A 17,140-nucleotide genomic window follows, 5' to 3' on the forward strand; every position below is an offset into this window, starting at 1 on the left:
CAGCGTTCGGATTAATTTTACAATCTACCACACAACCAAAAAGCCATTCATCTCATCACGAGGTGGGTGGCTTTTTTGAGTAAGTTAAGTGACAGCATTGATTGATTGTTATATGATTGTGTATGTCCTAAATGGACACAAGCAACGCTCCTAAGCAAAGCCTGTATGTACTGATTTCAGAAAAGCCCTCTATTCCGCATAATAGAGGACTTTTTTGTGTGCATTCTGCTTAATTTAAACGGACAAGTATACATCTAAAAGGTGAACGTGTCGTCTGAGAGCACGTGATTATTTACTTTTTACTTTGTTAGCATCGCCGGTTTCCAAAGTCTGTATTTGAGTCGTAAGCGTATTTTGTTCAGACTCAGTTAACGATTCAAAAAAAGTTTTTTGTAATTGGGCTAATCCGTTTTGTTGAGTTGAGCTATACCCTAAAATTACCATAGCTTTCATAAAGTTTTTTAGATGATTGTCAATTCTGAGCGTAGTATCAAAAGTAACACCATCTATTTGTTTAGACTTCGTTTTGTTTGATTCGTTTAGAGAAGATATGGAAATTTCTTTTTGGGGCTGGGGCGCCGATTTTCTAGGAATTATTTTGCTTTTATTTGAGTTAGGATTGTGTAAAAGTTCCACCATGCTAGTCCGCCCTTTCAATAATTTCTTGTGCCACAGAATCGTATAATCTAATTATTTTTTTATCGAACTGATCTTTTAGAAATACACCTCTGATTGAATATCTTTTGATTCTTTCCATATTACGAATTAGGGTTTTTAACATGTTTTCTTTCCCAAATTCTTCTTCTGCTACTTCTAATGTGCTGTGATCAACAGGCGCCCCATTCTTTAATAGCACAGGAAGTATACCGAGTAAATTCAAACTAGGTGCTTCGTATTCATCGATTACCTGTTCCTGTATATATTTTAGAAACGATTCGGCACCCTGAAGACTGTGCTCTTGAGTTTGAAGGATAATCAGAACCCAATCTGAAGCGTATAAGGCGCTATCAGAAATTAAGGAAATAGTCGGTGGCAAATCAAATACCACAAAATCATATTTTTCTTTTAGTGAAGCAAGTAGCTTGCTAAAATATGTAACTCTATCTTTATAATTATTTTTAAACTTTTTTTCCATAATCCGTGGGTACAATGAAAAATCTGCGCTTGATGGAATAAAGTCAATGTTTTTATCCAAAGTAACCAACGATCTTGATAAGTCCTCTTCTTGGATTGATGCAAGCAAGGTTTGATTAAATTTAATATCATCGTGGCCTAAATTAGCCGCGGTTTTAAAGTAAATATCTGTAGCGTTTGCTTGAGGATCGAAATCAATTAATAGCGTTTTTTTACCAGCACGAGCTAGTGCCAGGCATGCAAGCGTGGCATTTGTTGTTTTACCGGTGCCACCTTTAAAATTTCCAAAAGTAATTACTTCACCCATTATACTGACCTCCAATTAAGTATCCTAATATACAAGGATACTTGGATACAAGGATGATAACATACAAAGATACAAAGATACAAGGATACATTTCTTCTCAAAAGCCGTTAAATTAAGATTGACTGCAAGTATCCTAATATACTTAGATACAAGGATACAAGGATACTTAGATACAAGGATATGAATATACAAGGATACAAGGATACAAGGATACATAAAAAGAAATGTTGATTTATCACCAAACAACGAGTAATATTGGTTACATAAAATAGAACATAAAAAAACACCCACCAACGGGAATCGGTGAGCGCCACAAAAAAGTCATCATTGTTTAATGACTATTATATCATGGCCGGTGCGATTTTTAAAGCCCTAGGGGACAAGCTGGGGTCTAAATCCAAGGGGACACGTTTGCCAGGGCGACTTCAATAAGTCTGGCTATACCACAACAAGGTCATCTGTACGGCTGGGTGGTGAATGGTGAGCGCGACCATTAACGGCGCGGGTGGTAAAACGAAGCTTCGGCTTGGTGCCACTGATTAGTTGGTGATCGAACAAACATAAATACGTATTACCAACGCCTGCTAGGGCGTTTTTTAGTAGGCTAAACCGAAAACGTAGGTTTATAATGAGTGGTGGTAGCAATACCGCAATTGTACAGACAAGCGACGGGCGTTAATGACCGACGAACTAAGGGGAAACTTTTAGTAGTAGAATTGTACTCTGGTTCAGTTATTCCAAATAACTGTTTCCAGGGAACAATTCTGCGCTCAAAACGTCACTCCCTCTAAACTGAATGGAAAACCATAACCCGTCAAGTCAAAACCAACATTAGAATCAAGAAAGTTGATGATTTAAAATGCTTGATTTAAGAGATTGTGAGATTGCTTTTACCGGACGTCTAACTACCATGACTCGGGATCAAGCTTTTAGTTTGGCGAAAGTCTTTGGGGCGAAACCACAAAATTGGGTTACGAAACAGACAGATTATTTAGTGGTTGGGTTAATTGAGACGGCTTTAGGTCAGGAGCCCATCACAAAAAAGTTATTGACGGGAACACCAACGATTTCAGAACGGGATTTTTTGGACTGGTGTCAGGCACGATTGGCGCAATGGCCTAGGAGTTTAGGCGGTTAAATTCACAAAGTGAGTTACTGATTTTTTGGGGATTTTTCATCTAGACCACTCCTCTACCGTCAAATTTCACAAAGGCCAAATAACGGATCGTTGTTTTATCAGGGTGAATGGTGGTTACTTGGGATAAGCCCCATTATGTGAAGTAGAAATTGGTATACTAAAAAAGGCTCCCGGATAGATACTCAAAAGTTGGACTTTTCCACAGCCAATTTCTCACCAGCAGAAATTCAAAAGCAAAACCAGGATTTGGTGAACCATGCTAATGACTTCTTAACTGATGAAGACAGTGGCTTACCGGTTTTCTTAGAACCCGAAGCCGTGCAATTACTAAGTTTCTGGTGCCGCACTCCGCAACAAATGCGCCGGTTTATTGGTATCATCCTGAATGCTAAATATCGAGTTGAAAAGGATCATCAAGATATTGGGGTTCTAATCCCACTGGACGATGAAGAACTTAAACCTTTGATGACTAAAGCCTTGAGACGCTACTTTAACGCCCTGAGAAGCAATGAGAAGCACATCAAGAACGTGGAAAACTACTTGTACGGCACCATGCAAAACCTATTTGGCGTTTGGTGGAATAAACAAGCAGCTAGAGAATATGCGGCCAAACACCCCGAAGAATTCAAAGAGCAAGAGGCTCATTCAGATTGGCTCTAAAATCGTTTATCAGCCGTTTTAACTAACTGACAGATAAATACACCAAGCTTGGTTTGAAATGGCTAAGAAACTATAAATACGGCCAATAATAAGCAAAAAAATGAGTTAATTGGTTCTAAAGACCTGATTTTATGCAAATAGAGATCTAAGTCGTTTTAACCATGAGATAAAATTATCAGTAATTTAGATCATAAAATCCTGCAAAATTGCTGTTAATTAACTGAAATACCTGGTTAATAACCAGAAAACCAGGCCCGTTAGTATGCCAGTCGGGATTACCGCTAACAAATAATTCTTAATTTCATACCACGAGAACCGCTTTTTCGTGGCTTGTAACTGCTGATCCACTTGATCAGCGACTTGGTCCATCGTCTCTTGAATGGTCTGGTTCACTTGGTCGCTGAGTTGGCTGAGGCGCTGGTTGTTTTGGCCTTGCTCGGTTTGAATCTGTTTGAGGGCGGTCAGGTTTTGCTGACTGATCAGGTTGGTCTGCTTTTGGAACACTGCGTAGGCGTTTTGTAAGGTCTGTTTTAATTGGGCCTGCGAGCTGGCGTTGTTGCTGTCTAAGTTGTTTAAGGTCATCTGAAACTCTTGGTTGACTTGTCGGGCGGTCTGTTCGATCTGATGAAGCTGTTGATCGAGGGACGTTTTGGCTGTTGATTGTAGTTGAATCTGAGTGCCCTGGTAATTCCGGAGTTCGGTCAGGGTCTGATTGAGTTGGGTCAGTTGTTGCGTTAATGGCTCGTTTGGGTTGCTGGTTGATTCTTGATTGGGTTTGTCGGCTTGCCAACTCATTAAAAATCGTCTCCTTTTCATAATCGATCCCGAGCTTAGTGCCCCGAGACTTGTAATTGGTGCCTAAAAGCTGATAGGTGAGATTCTTCCCACGCTCCCATACTTTGACTGCCTGCTGCTTCAAATCGTCTTGAAAGGCCTGAAAATCGCGAATAAGGGGGTTCTGCATGGTGTGATCGACGGCTTGGCGGATTTGATCTTTCCAAGTGGGCTGCTGTTTAGCCCGGAGCTTAATTTCAGCCATCGAGCGTTTCTCGTGACGGTTGGGATCGGGTTGCGTGACCATTAAGCCATGTTCCTGGCAGACTTGATCCGTAATGTGGACTAAGTGATCGCGATATTGATGCCAATTACCGTGCATTTTTTGACCGGTTTCCAGGTTAATCGCACCAATGACGGCATGAACATGCAACGAATCGGTATCGGCATGTTCATAAAGGGCCACCTGTTGATTGGGATAGGCTTTGGCATAAACTTCTTTGGCAACGGCTAAAACAGTTGTCTGATCATGAGGATCTTGCGGATTAAATTCCAACGGGCTAAAGGCAATCCGGCTGGCATACGCTTGGGTTTTACCAGAATTGCCATAGACGGCCCGTACTTGTTTAAATTCGCTTTTAGCGTACTGAATATCTAAATTGAGGCCATCTTTTTTGACGGCCCGTTTTTCAGCGTAATTGACTAACCGGGACGCGCTGGTGGAACGTTTTATGTGAGTTGTTGCCATACGCGCTGCACCTCGTTTTGCAAGTCTCTTAATGCTTGGGGATCGACTTGACCACCTTGATTAGCATGATGGGCTAATTGATTGAGATTGCCGCCAATTTTAGCTAATTGATGAGTGATGTTTTGGGCATCTTGGGCGGCAATTTTAGGGGTAACTAAGCGCGCCCCCTGTGCCTTCTTTTTGACAAAAGCCGGCACGGACAGATTTAAAGTTTGCGCCGATCGCGCCAGCTTTAAATAGTCCGGTTCACTCACCCGAAAATTAATTTGTTTGCTAGCCTGACGATGAACCTGAGTCGTCTTTTTTGTGCTAGCCAGATTTTGCAGTTCGTTCACAAGTCCCACCTCCGTTGCCCTACGGGCAATGTTATTCGAGATATCAAAAGTCGGGTCAGCCGCAGGCTGACTACCTCCTAATGATAATCGAATAACAGAGGCTTGGCAAGCAACCCGCATGATAGCCACAAGACTACGTTTGTGGCAGCTGCGGTGCTTGCAAGGGGGACAGCTAACGCTCCCCCTTGACCCCCCAGTTAGCTGCGCAATGCCAAAATGGTTAGCCGGTTGGCTAGCCATTTTTTGGCAAATCTTCGCGTTTTTTACTCAAAATTGCTATCGGAATTTGAGTAAAAAAGTCTTCCAGACAGGGGCTGTCGGCCGAATGATTTTGCATCATGAGCATGCCTTCAGCAGGAGCCTTTCAGGCAGAGGTTTGGCGCAAACGGCGCAAGCTAATTTAGCTTGATCAAAAAAGCAGCAGTTGATTTAATCAACTGCTGCCAAATCCCCCTTTAAAGGTCTAACTTATTGAGTAAATTCAATTTTAATTGTTTTACCCATAGCATGGGCAATTTCAGCTAGTTTATCAAACGTTACATTATCGCCACGTTCGATTCTAGCAATGGTGGATTGAGGGACGTTTGCTCTTTCAGCTAAATCGGCCTGAGTTAGGCCAGCTTCTTCACGAGTATGATACAACGCTAAGGCACTGGCAGATTTTTCCTTTAAGTAGCAGCCCTGCCATTTCATCAATCCACGATCGTGATAATCATGTTCAAAGAAGTTGCTAACCGCGTCTCAGGAACTAGTTTACATCCAAACAATGTCATTGAAATTTTGAATCTAGTTTCTTAGATGCTGTCTAAAATCTCTTAAGTAATAGTGCTAAAAACGCTAAAACGACCATTTGCAGACTGGTGGTTAATTGACGCTCACAATTTTTCCAAAGTCGCCGACAATTCTCTAGCCAACTAAAAGATCGTTCGACTACCCAACGTTGGGGCATGACTTCGAATCGATGCAACTCATTGCGCTTCGCAACCTGCACGGTTGCGTTTAAATTACTGGCTACATCGAGCTGAAAATTAACGCCTGAATAACCACCATCAACTAAGACATTTTGAACCTGGCGTAAATGCATGGCATGTAAAGCGATCATTGCACTGGCCCCGTCTCGATCAGAGACGTTCGCTCGCGTCATGTGAATGGCCTGCGGAAAGCCATTGATATCAACTGCCAGATGGCGCTTAATCCCCGAGATTTTCTTACCAGCGTCGTAACCTTTGTTTTCAGCAGTAGCGGTGTTTTTGACGCTCTGAGCGTCAACGATAATAAAGGAAGTTAAAGCTGAACGTCCTTGGTAAGTTCGCCGAGCAATGACAATTTTTTTAAAACTTGTTCCAATAAAGAATTAGCCGTAGGCTCAGCTTTAGTTGACCAAATTTTGTAATAGTTGTAAACTGACCGCCATTCTGGGAAATCACCGGGGACTTGACGCCATTGGCAACTGGTTTTCAAGACATATAGGACCGCACAGAAGACCTCGTAGAGGTCATATTTTCGAGGCTTAGTTCGCTTACGAAAATTTTCTAAAGCTGGTCGAATTAATTCAAATTGTTGCCGAGTAATATTGCTGAGATAATTTTTCATAGCTTAAACTCGCTTTTTACATAGAAGTATATCAAAAATCATAGATCTTGGACAGCTTCTTAGAATTGCGATCATTACCAGCTAAACTCCTCATAGTATACTCGTTCCTCATTGATCCCATTATTCAGCAATTGTTTTTGCCAACTCTGCCCCAGCGCTAGCGGGCCTGACAACAGATAGGTTACATTGGGTCGAATAAGGTCACGCGGTACACTGCGGAAAAACCGCCCTTGCTGAATGTGCACGGTTAAATTGTTTCGTTGTGCTGCCAAGGTTTCAATTTCCTGTTGGTAGATCAACCCTGCCTTGCTATGGGCGGAATAATACAGAGTGATACGGCGGTTTGGCAGCCCACGCATTAATGAAATCATTGGAACTATACCGCTACCGCCCGTAACTAGAACCAACTCGTCATCAGGATGTTGTTTTATGATGGGGTTAAACCGACCATAACCGCCATCGATCAAAACCTTTGACCCTACCTTGGCGTGTTGAACGGCTCGGGAAAAGTCACCGTCTCCGCGAATTGCCAGCGTAATGGTTCCGTCTACTACGCTGTTCAAAATGGAAAATGGATGCAATTCTTTCAGGTGGTCAATGTTAGGAAAATTAATAAATGCGTAGTCACCAGGATACAATTTCAGTGCATGATGCGACTTGAATTGAATCGTCAGCTCATAGAAGTTATCTGCAATGGGTTGAATGGCTGTGAGTTTTCCTTGGGCTAAGCCGTATCGACTGCGCAACTTTTGTAGTAGGTAGGCACCCGTCACAAAAATGGTGTAGCCATTAAACAACCAAATATAAATGGTCATATTAGTGATATAGCTGATCAGTTGAACGTGGATGAAAACGAGAAGCACTGCAATCAAATTTAGCCTGTGAATCCATACGGATAACTCATGTTTAAACAAGATTTCCAATTGTTTTTTCAACCATAGCAACGGCTTGAAACGACTTGTTAGCCAGCCCGCCCTAAATACCAAAGAATAAACCAGTAATCCCCAAAAGAGGTCAAATGCCCAGTTGCCAGTGGTTTTAATCCATCCATATGAACTTGTGCCTTCCTTGTGTAAGTAAGCTAATGCAATCGCAAGCATGCTGAGAACACCGTGGATAAAATAGATGCTGGGTAGGCCAATTAGTCTGTCAAGCCATTTCGGTTTGGTTGCCAAATATACCGCCAGTAGCATCCATACATAAGCGATCGATCCTATTTGAATTGCAAGGGACGTGCTGGTGTATAGACTGGGCAGTTCTACTGCCATGGCTTGAACCAGTGGCAGTGGAATAACAAAGAGGATCACGCCCCAAGTCAGAATTTGCCATACGGTCATTTTTTTCATGACTGGTCACCGTCAATCATGATCAATTTGTGAGCTGCTGTGAGCAAAATAGCGTTCAACTTGTGCGTTTCAGCAAAGGTTTGAAACGGTATTTGGCCCATGGAAATTGCGGTTGTGGCCAACATGTCGGCATCAATTAAGTTTGTGGCAATGATCGTGGCTTGGGTCAGGGTATTTGCCGAATCAAGCCGGCGAATATGGTCGCCCCTTTTTGACGATCCCGAAGTGGCCACCGCGCCATTGGCGATCTTGATCTCCCGAAGCATTTGGCCAGTATCTTCTGGGTCTTCGATACCAATCGGCCATTCGTACCCGCTGTCAACCAGCGCGCCAACCCGAATATCACCGGCACCGTTTAGGGCCACCGCGATGGCTCCGGTATTAAGCAACGGTTTTAGGTAAGTTTGAAATGCTCTTTCGATGGCCCACCCTTTTACGATGCCGGTGGGGTCGTATTGACCACTAAAGTTTGCGGTAAAAGCCCCGCTTGTCATTTCTTCCGCGATGACTGTCAAAGCAAAAACTTCCTGAAATTCAGCGTTAAAGTTAGTAACGGCGAGTGAATGAAGTTGGTATTGGGTAACTAGCGAATCTGAGCGAAATGGTGAAAATAGATGGTCCACATGATCGAGATATGTTTGAATAAGAGTAACTGTTGTATGCCAACGTGATTCTGATAAGCTGTCGGGTTCACTAACAATCATAATGGTAAATGGCATTGTCATGGATTCAATTGTCTGCTGGTAAGTTTTCATTGGTCATTCGCCGCCTTTTTCAATGCGGTTTTTCAGGGATCCGGTGAAGCCCTTGTATGTTTCACTGGCACCGGAAACCAACTTAATATTGGCACTCTGCGCAGTAATTGCTTCAGACTTATACGTCGGCAATGCCTGACTGCTGATCTGCTTATCGCGACGATTAACGTTTGGATATTTCAGAACAGTAACCTTAGTCAATTTGCCATTGGTCACAACCGCTTGGACCTGCACGTTGCCCCACTGAGTACTGACAGTTGAGCCAGTATACGTGCCATCCTTGTATTTTCTGGTTGAAGTCTTGCTGGTAGAGTTGGGACTGGACGATGTGGTCGTTGTACTCGATTGAGACGTCCTTTGAGCATCAGAACTAAGCTTTCCTCTAATAAATAAAAAGTAGTTATCGATGATGATGGCTGTCACAATCGCGAAGGTCAAGATCCCCACAACAAATTTTTTCATTGTATTCACCTCTAGATATAATTATATCTAAATATAATATATGAAATTTTTGCATATAATATATGAAATTTTGCCGGTTGTTCCTTAAATTTAGCTTAAAGCAATTTTTTACTGAAACTTGAAAGAGGCTGGGACATAAGTCCCGCCGATAAATAAACTGAGACGGATTTTGGTTCTATAATATTTGGTACTGATAGAAATTTTTCTATCCTAAGTACCAATTTTTATTTTATGCCTTGAATTTACACTTTAATTTTTACCAAAAATGCCACCAACTCTTATTGGGTTTATTTTTATGCATTCTTTTTTGTTTTTCACTATTCGACAAGGCATCGTCCTTGTCGTTTGATTGTTGCTGCTGATCTATCAATTTTGTTAGATGATCTATTTGGCGGTCTTTGCTACTTATTTGTTGGTCTTTGGCAGCAAGCTGTTTGTCACGTTGAGACTTTAAATCTTCTACTTCTCGTCTTAGAACCGACGATTCCCGTCAATATGACGGCTTATCTTAATGGTCTCAAACGGCGGTATTTCGCCTTACAAAAAGGCCACCCGGAGCAACAGTTCAAAATCCAGCTCATAGCCAGTTACTTGGATCACTTTACTAAAGTCCAAGAATCCAAAAACATGACGACTAAGCAACATCTGCTAATCGTTAAGGTGCCAATTAAGGACAAAAGTGTTAAGAGCTTAAACATAGCGGTCACTCATTTAGACGAAAAGATCGAACAGGTTAAACGGGATATTGAAAATGCGTTAACGGACTTTGATGTGACGGCCAAAGTGTTGACTAGTCAAGAAGTCCAAGAGATTTTAAAGAACTTGATCAATTTTAATGGATAGGAGGCAACAGTATGAGTTTTGGTGATAAGGTCATTGATTTATTTATGCCAACTAAAAAAGAAAGACATAAAGGCAACCGCGGGTCGATTCAAATCGCCGGGCCGGTGAATGTGCTGACTGGCTTCACCGAGGGACTGAATGACGGGACCAAGGAAACCGTTGATGTCAAAGTTGACCGGCACCGCATGTACGAAGAGTTCGTCGCGTTCGAAGCGAAAATTAGTTTGCTGAAGCCGTAATTGAGCACGATGACGACGACCTGGTCGATCAGCTTCACAATCAGCGGCGAACCGTGCATTAAGGTGAGGCCGATGAACAAAATCGCCGTGTCCGCCAGCAGTGACGCGCCGCGCAAGGTGAGTCAGGCCGAAGAACAGCACCACATTAATGCCGGTGGTGAAGCCCCCAACAATCAGGTAGCGCAAGGCTGTACCGTATTTGCTGTAAAGGGTAGTGATTGGGTTTTTCCATAAAAAGGCTCCTTTCTCAGCGCTGCATGCAGGTATAAATCAACGAGGTGGTGGGCTGCGATTGGCCGTTCACCGTTAGCGGGTGAGCAGCGAGCTGATAATGGTAGGTGTGGGTCACATCGACATGCTGGCCGCGGGTGGTGAGGTTTTGAACGGTAATCCGATATTTCCCAGCGGCGAGCTGGTGGTGCAGGCGGGCCACACTGCCAGCCATCGTTAACCGATAATGTTGCCCGGTGGCAAGGGTAGTGAGGGTGACTTGCACCTGACTACCAGCATGAATCTGAACGGAAAAATAGTTCGCTGGCGCGTTCACATCGACCACCTCTGCCAGCACGGTGCCTGGCGTCACGGTCTTGGGCTTGGCGTGATACTGCACGGATAGCTGACTGCGCTGGGCGGCAATCACTTGCTTTTGTGGCATCTGAGCGCCAAGCACACCAGCGGCCCCAAAGGCGACGAGTAAAGCAGTGGCGCTATTGAGGAGGCTAGCTTGGTTCGCCCAGCGGGGACGCGACTGTCTGGCCTGACGCGGGATGGCCGCCAAAGCCACCCAGAGGAGCGGCAAAATGGCTTGACCATAGCGCGGTTCAACTTCCCACAGTAGGGTGTGGAAAGCCAGGTAGCCAAGGGCAGTGGTCACCGCCAGCAGTGCAAGGATTTGATGCGGGTCGGTCAGATCTGGCCGCCACCGTAAGAGCTTCAGCATCAGTGCGCCCCACATGAGCAGGGTCGCGGCCACATAGCCAATCACGGTCAGTCCCTGATAGAAGCCAGCATGATTACTGTACCAACTAGGCGCGGCGCGGAAGCCGCCGTTGTACCAGCGCTGAATGCCTTGGACATTGAGCACGATGCCTAACTTCACTACCCACAACCGGATGACGCCAACCACCCCGAGAGTTTTGATGCGCTTGGGGATGGTTTTCAAATTGTACCGCTGGCGGGCGGCTTGGCTGGGCAGCTTGATAGCACGTCCGACATCCTTGCCGGAGTAGCCGCCGTTGCTGTGCTGGTTGTAGACCATCAAGATCCAGTTGGTCGCCGGGAACGAAAAGGCGGTGCGGGGTTGATAATTGGCTGCCACGTCAATGACTTTGGTCGCCGGCAGACTCAGCCCGAAGCCCAGCACAATCAAGAGGATGGGCAGGGTCAGTTTGGCTTGTCGCCAGAGGTGCTGACGGGCCAGAATCAGGCCGACAATCAGCAGAGCTGGCAACAAGACCACCAGATTAGGCTTGAGCATGGCGCCGAGCATCACGGCAACAACTAGTCCGCTGCCGGCAAACCAGCGCTGGCGCGACGTTTTCTGCGACCAGTTCAGCAGACTCCGCATGATGATGAGCAGCACCAGCATCGTTGGCAAGTCAAAGGAGAAGACTTGCAGGTAGTAGGTGTAGGCAAACGGCGTCAAGGCGAAAAAACCGAAGGCCACGACCAGCAGGCTGGCGCGCTGGCTGAGCTGCCAAATCGTATGCAGCGCCAGGGCAATAAAGCTGTCCAACACCAAGATACTCAGCAGGTGCACCGAAAGATTGGTGCTTAAGCCCACCAGTTGCGTCAGCCGCAACCACAGGGAGAGCAGATAAGCCAGCGGCACGTTATTGGCGTAGCGCCAGAAGTAGGTGATATCCCAGGTCATGTGGCCGGCGGCGAGCTGGTCGGCTTGCGACAGTACCCGGTACGGATCGTGGTAAACGGTGTTGGGCATCACGTGCAACACGACCACCTGGGCAATCAGCATCGCCAGTAAGCCAAGGCCAATGCCCCAGCGCAGCTGCCTTGTAGACAAATGGTCAAGTCGGGGCGCCCCGAAGTAAAGCCCCGCGCCCAGGAGCACTACCACCAACAGCGCCGGCACCCCGAGCACACTGGTCAGGTTACCGATGCTGCCAATGAGCAGGCAGAGGATTAAAATTGCTGGCAGAAAGGCGGGTTTAATCTTTTTCATACCCTCACCTTAATCCAGAATCGTTTGCACCGTGTAGCGCGGGCGATGTTTAACTTCGGTGGTGAGCTTGCCGATGTATTCACCAATCACCCCGAGGCTGATCATTTGGATGCCCCCAACGAACCACAGCGACACCATCAACGCCGACCAGCCGTGCACGGTGAGCCCCAGCATTGTCATGACAATGGCGTAAACCACCATGCCCACCGCCAGTAGGCAAGACAAGGTACCCAGAATGAGAATGAACCGCACCGGCGCTATCGTCAGGCTGGTAATCCCGTCCCAGGCAAAGGCCAGCATTTTTTTCAGCGGGTACTTGGATTCGCCCGCCATGCGCGGGGTGCGCTTGTAGAAGACTTCGGCAGTTTTGAAGCCAAGCTTAGGAATCAGGCCGCGAATGAAAATGTTACGTTCCGGGTACTGAAGGAAGGTTTCAACCGCGCGCTTGGACATCAGGCGAAAATCCGCGTGATTCGGCACCAGTTCAACCCCTAGCAGCTTCAGGACTTTGTAGTAGCCTTGGGCCGTGGTGCGCTTGAACCAGCTGTCGGTTTCCCGATTATTCCGGACACCGTAGACGATATCGGCGCCATCTGCGTAGGCATCCACCATGTCGACGATTTTGTCAGGATCATCTTGCAGGTCAGCATCGATGGTGACAATCATGTCCGCGGTTTTCACGGCTTCACTCATGCCGGCGATCAGCGCCGACTGATGACCGAAGTTGCGAGAAAAGCGTAGTCCCCGAATCCGGGAATTCGCGGCGTGCAGGTTTTCGATGATTTCCCAGGTGTGATCCTTGGAGCCATCATCGACGATCAGGATGTCGGCGCGCTGGCCCAGAACGGCTTGCGCGGCGATTTGGTCTTCAACGGCCAGTAATTTTTGCACCGAGGAGGTCAGCACCTCTTCTTCATTGTAGGCTGGAACGACAATCGTTAATTTTGATGTGGCCATGATTTCAACATCCTTTCCGGTAAAAACTGACGCATTTTAGTTTGAATAAAGGCTTGAACAGGCGTGACGAGCAGCCACCAACCGCCAGCTAAGCACACGCTGGCAAGCACATCAGAGAGGTAGTGGTCGCGCAGATACACCCGCGAAATGGCCACCATGGCAATCCAGCCAATGCCAATCAATATGGTAATCAGCTGGCTTTCTTGATCTTGAATGTGTGGTAGGCATAGCGTCCACAAGGTGAACACGAGCAGCGCCGTGCAAAACGTGTGGCCGCTGGGGAAGCTAGCGCCGTTATCCAGCACCAGCTGATGGAGCGGGCGACTGCGGTCAATCAGCAGCTTGAAGCCTTCCGTGATGGCGGAGCCGCCCAGCTGCAGGCCAGCGAACCACAGGCTGATGACTGGGCCTTGTTTGAGCCACAACCACAGGCACAACAGCGCAGTGAGGCCGATGACGGTGGCAGGACTGCCAAGGGTGGCGACGACTTTGAAAATCGCGGTATTCGTCGGATCAATGGCGCGCGTGGCCAAAGTGCTGGCCGCGGCATCCAATTGCGCAAGCCAGGCGGCATGCGTGATAACGCCGAGGGCTAAGGCGGCAAAGACAATCAGGCTCAGCCCGCCTAGCAATGTTTTGGTTTTAGTCGGCATCGTCGGCACCTCCGCGATGGCGCAGCGCCATGAAGGCGGCAGGCGCTAAGGAAATGACCACGATGGCCAGCATGATCAGTTCGAAATGGGTTTTAACGACAGCAATGTTGCCGAACAGGTAACCGGCGCCGAGGGCTACCGCCATCCAGGTGATCCCGCCAAGTACGTTGTAGGCGGCAAAGTCGCGGTAGCGCATCTGGCTCACGCCAGCGGTGAAGGGGATGAAGGTGCGGATGATCGGCATGAAGCGGCCAAGGAAAATCGCGGCTTTCCCATGCTTGTCGAAGAAGCGCTGCGAACGTTCGAGGTAGGCGGGTTTGATGAAGCGGCTGAGCTTGGCGCTGTGCGCGAGGCGCAGCCCGAAGTGTTCACCGATTGCAAAGTTAAGCGAATCTCCAAGCACCGCGGCCACGCTGAGCAGGCCGAACAGCACCCAGATGTTCAAACTGTGATTGGCCATCGCCGCCAGCGAGCCGCAGAGAAATAGGAGCGAGTCGCCAGGCAGAAAGGGCAGCACCACGACGCCGGTTTCAATGAAGATCATGGCGAACAAGCCAAGATAGATGAGTGAGCCGAATTGACTGATGAGCTGCGGCAACAATTGATTAAGGTTAGGTAGCAGTGTAATGAGTGCGGTCATGATGTGTTCCCCCTTGACTGAACTTTCAGGATGAACCCAGCATAACAACAATCCCGCGGTGCGCCCACTCATGAAAACTAACCCGAAACTCAATAATCTTCAGCTTTCACCGCGGCAGTGCCAGTATCAAGGGTGATTTAGCTGAAAAATATTCAGATTACTAATATTCGGCGAAAAAAAACCGCTCAAAAATATTTTTGAGCGGCATGAAAAAGTTTATTTGGTGGAGAAAATCAACGTGAAAATGGTGCCCTGCGGCTGATCGTCGGCGACCGTCAGCTCACTATTGCTGAGCTGAGCGAGTTGCGTGGCAATGGCTAGCCCTAAGCCGGTGCCAGCTACCGTGCCGCGCACATCGGCGCTGCGGTAGAAGCGCTCGAAGATGTGGCTTTTATCTTCAGCACTGATGCCGCTACCTTGATCTTTCACCGCCAGGGCCGCCGCCTCATTAGCCTGTTGGGTGAGGGTGACGGTAATTTGGCTGGCCGCTGGCGAATACTTCGCGGCATTGGTGACTAGGTTGACCAGAATTTGCTCAATCGCGCTTTCGTTGCCGGTGATATGGATGTCAGGCTGAATCTCGGTGGTGACGGTTTGTTCGAAGGTCCCAGCAATTTTTTGCATGATGGTAGTCACTGTGGCACTGAGATCAAGCGGGGTAAGGTCAAGCGCGAGCCGGTCGGCGCGGGAAAGTTGCAGGAGCTCATCAATCAAGTGCTGCATTTGCCGGGATTCCTCGGTGATGTAGCCCACCGACTTGGTAATGATTTCCGGGTGATCCTTGCCGTGACGTTCGATCAACTGGGCGTGGCTGCGAATAGTGGCAATCGGAGTGCGCAGCTCATGGGCGGCGTTCATCACGAACAGTTTTTGCTGCTCCTGGCGTTCATTCAACATGCTCAGCAACTCGTTGAAATTACCAGCGAGTTCCGTCACCTCAGTCGGTTGCGCCGGGACCGGTAGCCGCATCGCACCAGGTTCTTTGGCGCCGGCAATCATCTGGGTCGTGTGAGACAGCGTGGTCAGAGGATCAGTCAGTCGCTTGGTCAGCTGGCGAATGTACAGCGGCGTGGCCAGCAGCGTCACCGCCAGCAGGATGGCAGTGACTTCAATCACCCGCAGCAGCACCGCCAGCTGGGGATTCATGTTTTGCCACAACGTGTAGTAAATCCCGCGCGCGTGCACCATGCGATGGTACAGCAGCCCGATGCCTGGGCGATAATAGACATTGGTTAAAAACGGCACCTTAGTGGGGGTCACTTTTAATACTTTTTCCGCGTGCGGGGAGAAGTATTGGCTGACCTTGGCATCGGCGCGCTTGTTGTGGACATAAACATAAGTGGCGCTGGTGTCCAGGGTGCTGTTTTTGCGCCAGCTTTCCCAGTCATCATCGCCATCAATGTCGGTTTGCTTGAGACTGGCGGTGATATGACTGGTGGTGGTTTGAACCTCTTCCAGCAGCTGATGGCCCACGGCGATGATGATGGCAGCGCCGAGCAGCAAGGTGACAATGATGATGAAGCGCATCAGGCTGCGCAGCATGATGGCTGCGCTAGATTGTTTGTCTTTTTTCATATTAGGGCCTTATTCCGCCACGTGTTCGGAAAGCATGTAGCCCACGCCGCGGACAGTGTGAATCAGCTTAGGTTGGTTGGGAGTGTCGATTTTGCTCCGGAGATTGCGGACATAGACGTCCAGGATGTTGGGTTAGCCGTCAAAATCGAGGCCCCACACAGTGTCTAACAAATCCTCGCGTGAACAGGGCTCGTTTTGATGACTGATGAGTGCCACCAGCAGCTCGTATTCTCGCTGGGTGAGGGGGATGATGGTACCGCCCCGGGTGACGCGTTTGGTGTCCGTATCCACATTCAAATTGCCAGCAGTATACACGGCGGCAGTGGTGGCCGCCGGCTGCGAATGGCGCAGGGCCACTTCGACCCGGGCAATCAGTTCTTCCATTTCAAATGGTTTGGTGACATAGTCGTCGGCGCCGCCGGTCAGCCCGGCCACCTTATCGCCGATGTAATCGCGCGCCGTCAGCATGATGATCGGCACCTGGCTGGTTTTGCGAATGCGGCGCAGCATACTGAAGCCGTCCAGGTGCGGCAGCATCCAGTCCAAAATGATTAAATCAATCTGGGTCTCGTTTTGCCGGAACATGTCCAGCGCGATTAGGCCGTCATTGGCCCAGAGCACATTGAAGTTCTCGAGCTCGATTTCGGTTTTGAGTGAGTCGGCTAAGCCCGCCTCGTCTTCGACTAGTAAAATGGTGGATTTCAATGGTCTCCTCCCTATGTGAATCGTGGTACTGTCAAACGTGCCTGTATTTACCTTGTTTTATTTATTAGGCAGATTGTAAAATTTAAGTTGAACA

At 47.7% G+C, this 17,140-nt stretch carries 17 protein-coding genes and 4 pseudogenes; 5 read left to right on the top strand and 16 right to left on the bottom strand.

Translation table 11 applies throughout. The annotated features are described in order from the left end of the window. Nucleotides 1-288: 288 nt before the first annotated feature. Nucleotides 289-639, bottom strand: coding sequence for a DUF5388 domain-containing protein (locus ACG95_RS13735; RefSeq protein WP_011222016.1), 351 nt, complete (start codon nucleotides 637-639; stop codon nucleotides 289-291). Nucleotide 640: 1 nt separating this feature from the next. Further along, nucleotides 641-1,441, bottom strand: coding sequence for a ParA family protein (locus ACG95_RS13740; RefSeq protein ID WP_015639692.1), 801 nt, complete (start codon nucleotides 1,439-1,441; stop codon nucleotides 641-643). Between the two features lie 859 nt (nucleotides 1,442-2,300). Here ACG95_RS13740 and ACG95_RS13745 point away from each other — a divergent pair. Then, the gene (locus ACG95_RS13745) at nucleotides 2,301-2,579 is read left to right on the top strand and encodes a BRCT domain-containing protein (protein WP_048001078.1); all 279 of its coding nucleotides are present in this window, start codon (nucleotides 2,301-2,303) and stop codon (nucleotides 2,577-2,579) included. A 174-nt stretch (nucleotides 2,580-2,753) separates the two neighbouring features. Continuing rightward, a pseudogene (locus tag ACG95_RS13750) lies at nucleotides 2,754-3,239 on the top strand (replication initiator protein A); the annotation flags it as partial. A 352-nt stretch (nucleotides 3,240-3,591) separates the two neighbouring features. Here ACG95_RS13750 and ACG95_RS13755 read toward each other — a convergent pair. From ACG95_RS13755 to ACG95_RS14865, 8 genes and pseudogenes are all read right to left on the bottom strand, one after another. After that, nucleotides 3,592-4,761, bottom strand: coding sequence for a relaxase/mobilization nuclease domain-containing protein (locus ACG95_RS13755; RefSeq protein WP_048001079.1), 1,170 nt, complete (start codon nucleotides 4,759-4,761; stop codon nucleotides 3,592-3,594). After that, nucleotides 4,743-5,096, bottom strand: a complete 354-nt coding sequence (locus ACG95_RS14860; protein ID WP_048001080.1) for a plasmid mobilization protein — start codon at nucleotides 5,094-5,096, stop codon at nucleotides 4,743-4,745. Before ACG95_RS14860 ends, ACG95_RS13755 begins: the two co-directional genes overlap by 19 nt. Nucleotides 5,097-5,564: 468 nt before the next feature. Then, complete coding sequence (locus ACG95_RS13765) at nucleotides 5,565-5,789, bottom strand: helix-turn-helix domain-containing protein (RefSeq protein WP_024855736.1); 225 nt, start codon at nucleotides 5,787-5,789, stop codon at nucleotides 5,565-5,567. A gap of 112 nt (nucleotides 5,790-5,901) precedes the next feature. After that, a protein-coding gene (locus ACG95_RS14310) for an IS5 family transposase (protein WP_100223170.1) occupies nucleotides 5,902-6,689 on the bottom strand; the annotation gives its coding sequence in 2 pieces (ribosomal slippage) (nucleotides 5,902-6,431 and nucleotides 6,431-6,689; 789 coding nt in all). Nucleotides 6,690-6,763: 74 nt separating this feature from the next. After that, a complete protein-coding gene (locus ACG95_RS13780) occupies nucleotides 6,764-8,035 on the bottom strand; it encodes a ferric reductase-like transmembrane domain-containing protein (RefSeq protein WP_048001081.1) in 1,272 nt (423 codons plus the stop codon). Further along, on the bottom strand, nucleotides 8,032-8,790 hold the full coding sequence (locus tag ACG95_RS13785; protein WP_048001082.1) for an FAD:protein FMN transferase: 759 nt from the start codon (nucleotides 8,788-8,790) through the stop codon (nucleotides 8,032-8,034). Before ACG95_RS13785 ends, ACG95_RS13780 begins: the two co-directional genes overlap by 4 nt. 3 nt (nucleotides 8,791-8,793) lie before the next feature. Beyond that, nucleotides 8,794-9,252 carry an FMN-binding protein gene (locus tag ACG95_RS13790; RefSeq protein ID WP_048001083.1) on the bottom strand — a complete coding sequence of 153 codons (459 nt, stop codon included), beginning with the start codon at nucleotides 9,250-9,252 and terminating at the stop codon, nucleotides 8,794-8,796. Nucleotides 9,253-9,508: 256 nt separating this feature from the next. Continuing rightward, nucleotides 9,509-9,733 (bottom strand): annotated as a pseudogene (locus ACG95_RS14865) (DUF536 domain-containing protein); the annotation flags it as partial. Here ACG95_RS14865 and ACG95_RS13795 point away from each other — a divergent pair. The 3 genes and pseudogenes from ACG95_RS13795 to ACG95_RS15030 all read left to right on the top strand — a co-directional run. Beyond that, a pseudogene (locus ACG95_RS13795) lies at nucleotides 9,715-10,095 on the top strand (protein TrsD); the annotation flags it as partial. The pseudogenes ACG95_RS14865 and ACG95_RS13795 overlap by 19 nt on opposite strands. Nucleotides 10,096-10,106: 11 nt before the next feature. After that, nucleotides 10,107-10,334, top strand: a complete 228-nt coding sequence (locus ACG95_RS13800; protein WP_237756537.1) for a hypothetical protein — start codon at nucleotides 10,107-10,109, stop codon at nucleotides 10,332-10,334. Between the two features lie 72 nt (nucleotides 10,335-10,406). After that, nucleotides 10,407-10,568: a hypothetical protein gene (locus ACG95_RS15030; protein ID WP_202812197.1), complete on the top strand. Its 162-nt coding sequence runs from the start codon at nucleotides 10,407-10,409 to the stop codon at nucleotides 10,566-10,568. Nucleotides 10,569-10,581: 13 nt separating this feature from the next. On the opposite strand, the gene ACG95_RS13805 is transcribed toward ACG95_RS15030, so the two are convergent. From ACG95_RS13805 to ACG95_RS13830, 6 genes and pseudogenes are all read right to left on the bottom strand, one after another. Further along, complete coding sequence (locus ACG95_RS13805; RefSeq protein WP_048001084.1) at nucleotides 10,582-12,516, bottom strand: membrane protein; 1,935 nt, start codon at nucleotides 12,514-12,516, stop codon at nucleotides 10,582-10,584. 9 nt (nucleotides 12,517-12,525) lie between these two features. Next, on the bottom strand, nucleotides 12,526-13,473 hold the full coding sequence (locus tag ACG95_RS13810) for a glycosyltransferase family 2 protein (protein WP_003581715.1): 948 nt from the start codon (nucleotides 13,471-13,473) through the stop codon (nucleotides 12,526-12,528). Then, complete coding sequence (locus tag ACG95_RS13815; RefSeq protein WP_048001085.1) at nucleotides 13,455-14,126, bottom strand: phosphatase PAP2 family protein; 672 nt, start codon at nucleotides 14,124-14,126, stop codon at nucleotides 13,455-13,457. Before ACG95_RS13815 ends, ACG95_RS13810 begins: the two co-directional genes overlap by 19 nt. Continuing rightward, entirely contained in the window at nucleotides 14,116-14,766 is a 651-nt protein-coding gene (locus ACG95_RS13820) for a VTT domain-containing protein (protein WP_048001086.1), read from the bottom strand. Before ACG95_RS13820 ends, ACG95_RS13815 begins: the two co-directional genes overlap by 11 nt. Before the next feature lie 216 nt (nucleotides 14,767-14,982). Next, on the bottom strand, nucleotides 14,983-16,341 hold the full coding sequence (locus tag ACG95_RS13825; protein WP_048001087.1) for a sensor histidine kinase: 1,359 nt from the start codon (nucleotides 16,339-16,341) through the stop codon (nucleotides 14,983-14,985). Nucleotides 16,342-16,350: 9 nt separating this feature from the next. Then, a pseudogene (locus ACG95_RS13830) lies at nucleotides 16,351-17,046 on the bottom strand (response regulator transcription factor). Nucleotides 17,047-17,140 lie beyond the last annotated feature (94 nt).

Origin of the sequence: Lactiplantibacillus herbarum, from assembly GCF_001039045.1 — a bacterium.
Taxonomy (GTDB): Bacteria; Bacillota; Bacilli; order Lactobacillales; family Lactobacillaceae; genus Lactiplantibacillus; species Lactiplantibacillus herbarum.

Coding starts and splice junctions, on each gene's coding strand:
- ACG95_RS13735 (WP_011222016.1), bottom strand. CDS start 639: ATGGTGGAACTTTTACACAATCCTAACTCAAATAAAAGCAAAATAATT.
- ACG95_RS13740 (WP_015639692.1), bottom strand. CDS start 1,441: ATGGGTGAAGTAATTACTTTTGGAAATTTTAAAGGTGGCACCGGTAAA.
- ACG95_RS13745 (WP_048001078.1), top strand. CDS start 2,301: ATGCTTGATTTAAGAGATTGTGAGATTGCTTTTACCGGACGTCTAACT.
- ACG95_RS13755 (WP_048001079.1), bottom strand. CDS start 4,761: ATGGCAACAACTCACATAAAACGTTCCACCAGCGCGTCCCGGTTAGTC.
- ACG95_RS13765 (WP_024855736.1), bottom strand. CDS start 5,789: ATGAAATGGCAGGGCTGCTACTTAAAGGAAAAATCTGCCAGTGCCTTA.
- ACG95_RS13780 (WP_048001081.1), bottom strand. CDS start 8,035: ATGAAAAAAATGACCGTATGGCAAATTCTGACTTGGGGCGTGATCCTC.
- ACG95_RS13785 (WP_048001082.1), bottom strand. CDS start 8,790: ATGAAAACTTACCAGCAGACAATTGAATCCATGACAATGCCATTTACC.
- ACG95_RS13790 (WP_048001083.1), bottom strand. CDS start 9,252: ATGAAAAAATTTGTTGTGGGGATCTTGACCTTCGCGATTGTGACAGCC.
- ACG95_RS13800 (WP_237756537.1), top strand. CDS start 10,107: ATGAGTTTTGGTGATAAGGTCATTGATTTATTTATGCCAACTAAAAAA.
- ACG95_RS15030 (WP_202812197.1), top strand. CDS start 10,407: ATGAACAAAATCGCCGTGTCCGCCAGCAGTGACGCGCCGCGCAAGGTG.
- ACG95_RS13805 (WP_048001084.1), bottom strand. CDS start 12,516: ATGAAAAAGATTAAACCCGCCTTTCTGCCAGCAATTTTAATCCTCTGC.
- ACG95_RS13810 (WP_003581715.1), bottom strand. CDS start 13,473: ATGGCCACATCAAAATTAACGATTGTCGTTCCAGCCTACAATGAAGAA.
- ACG95_RS13815 (WP_048001085.1), bottom strand. CDS start 14,126: ATGCCGACTAAAACCAAAACATTGCTAGGCGGGCTGAGCCTGATTGTC.
- ACG95_RS13820 (WP_048001086.1), bottom strand. CDS start 14,766: ATGACCGCACTCATTACACTGCTACCTAACCTTAATCAATTGTTGCCG.
- ACG95_RS13825 (WP_048001087.1), bottom strand. CDS start 16,341: ATGAAAAAAGACAAACAATCTAGCGCAGCCATCATGCTGCGCAGCCTG.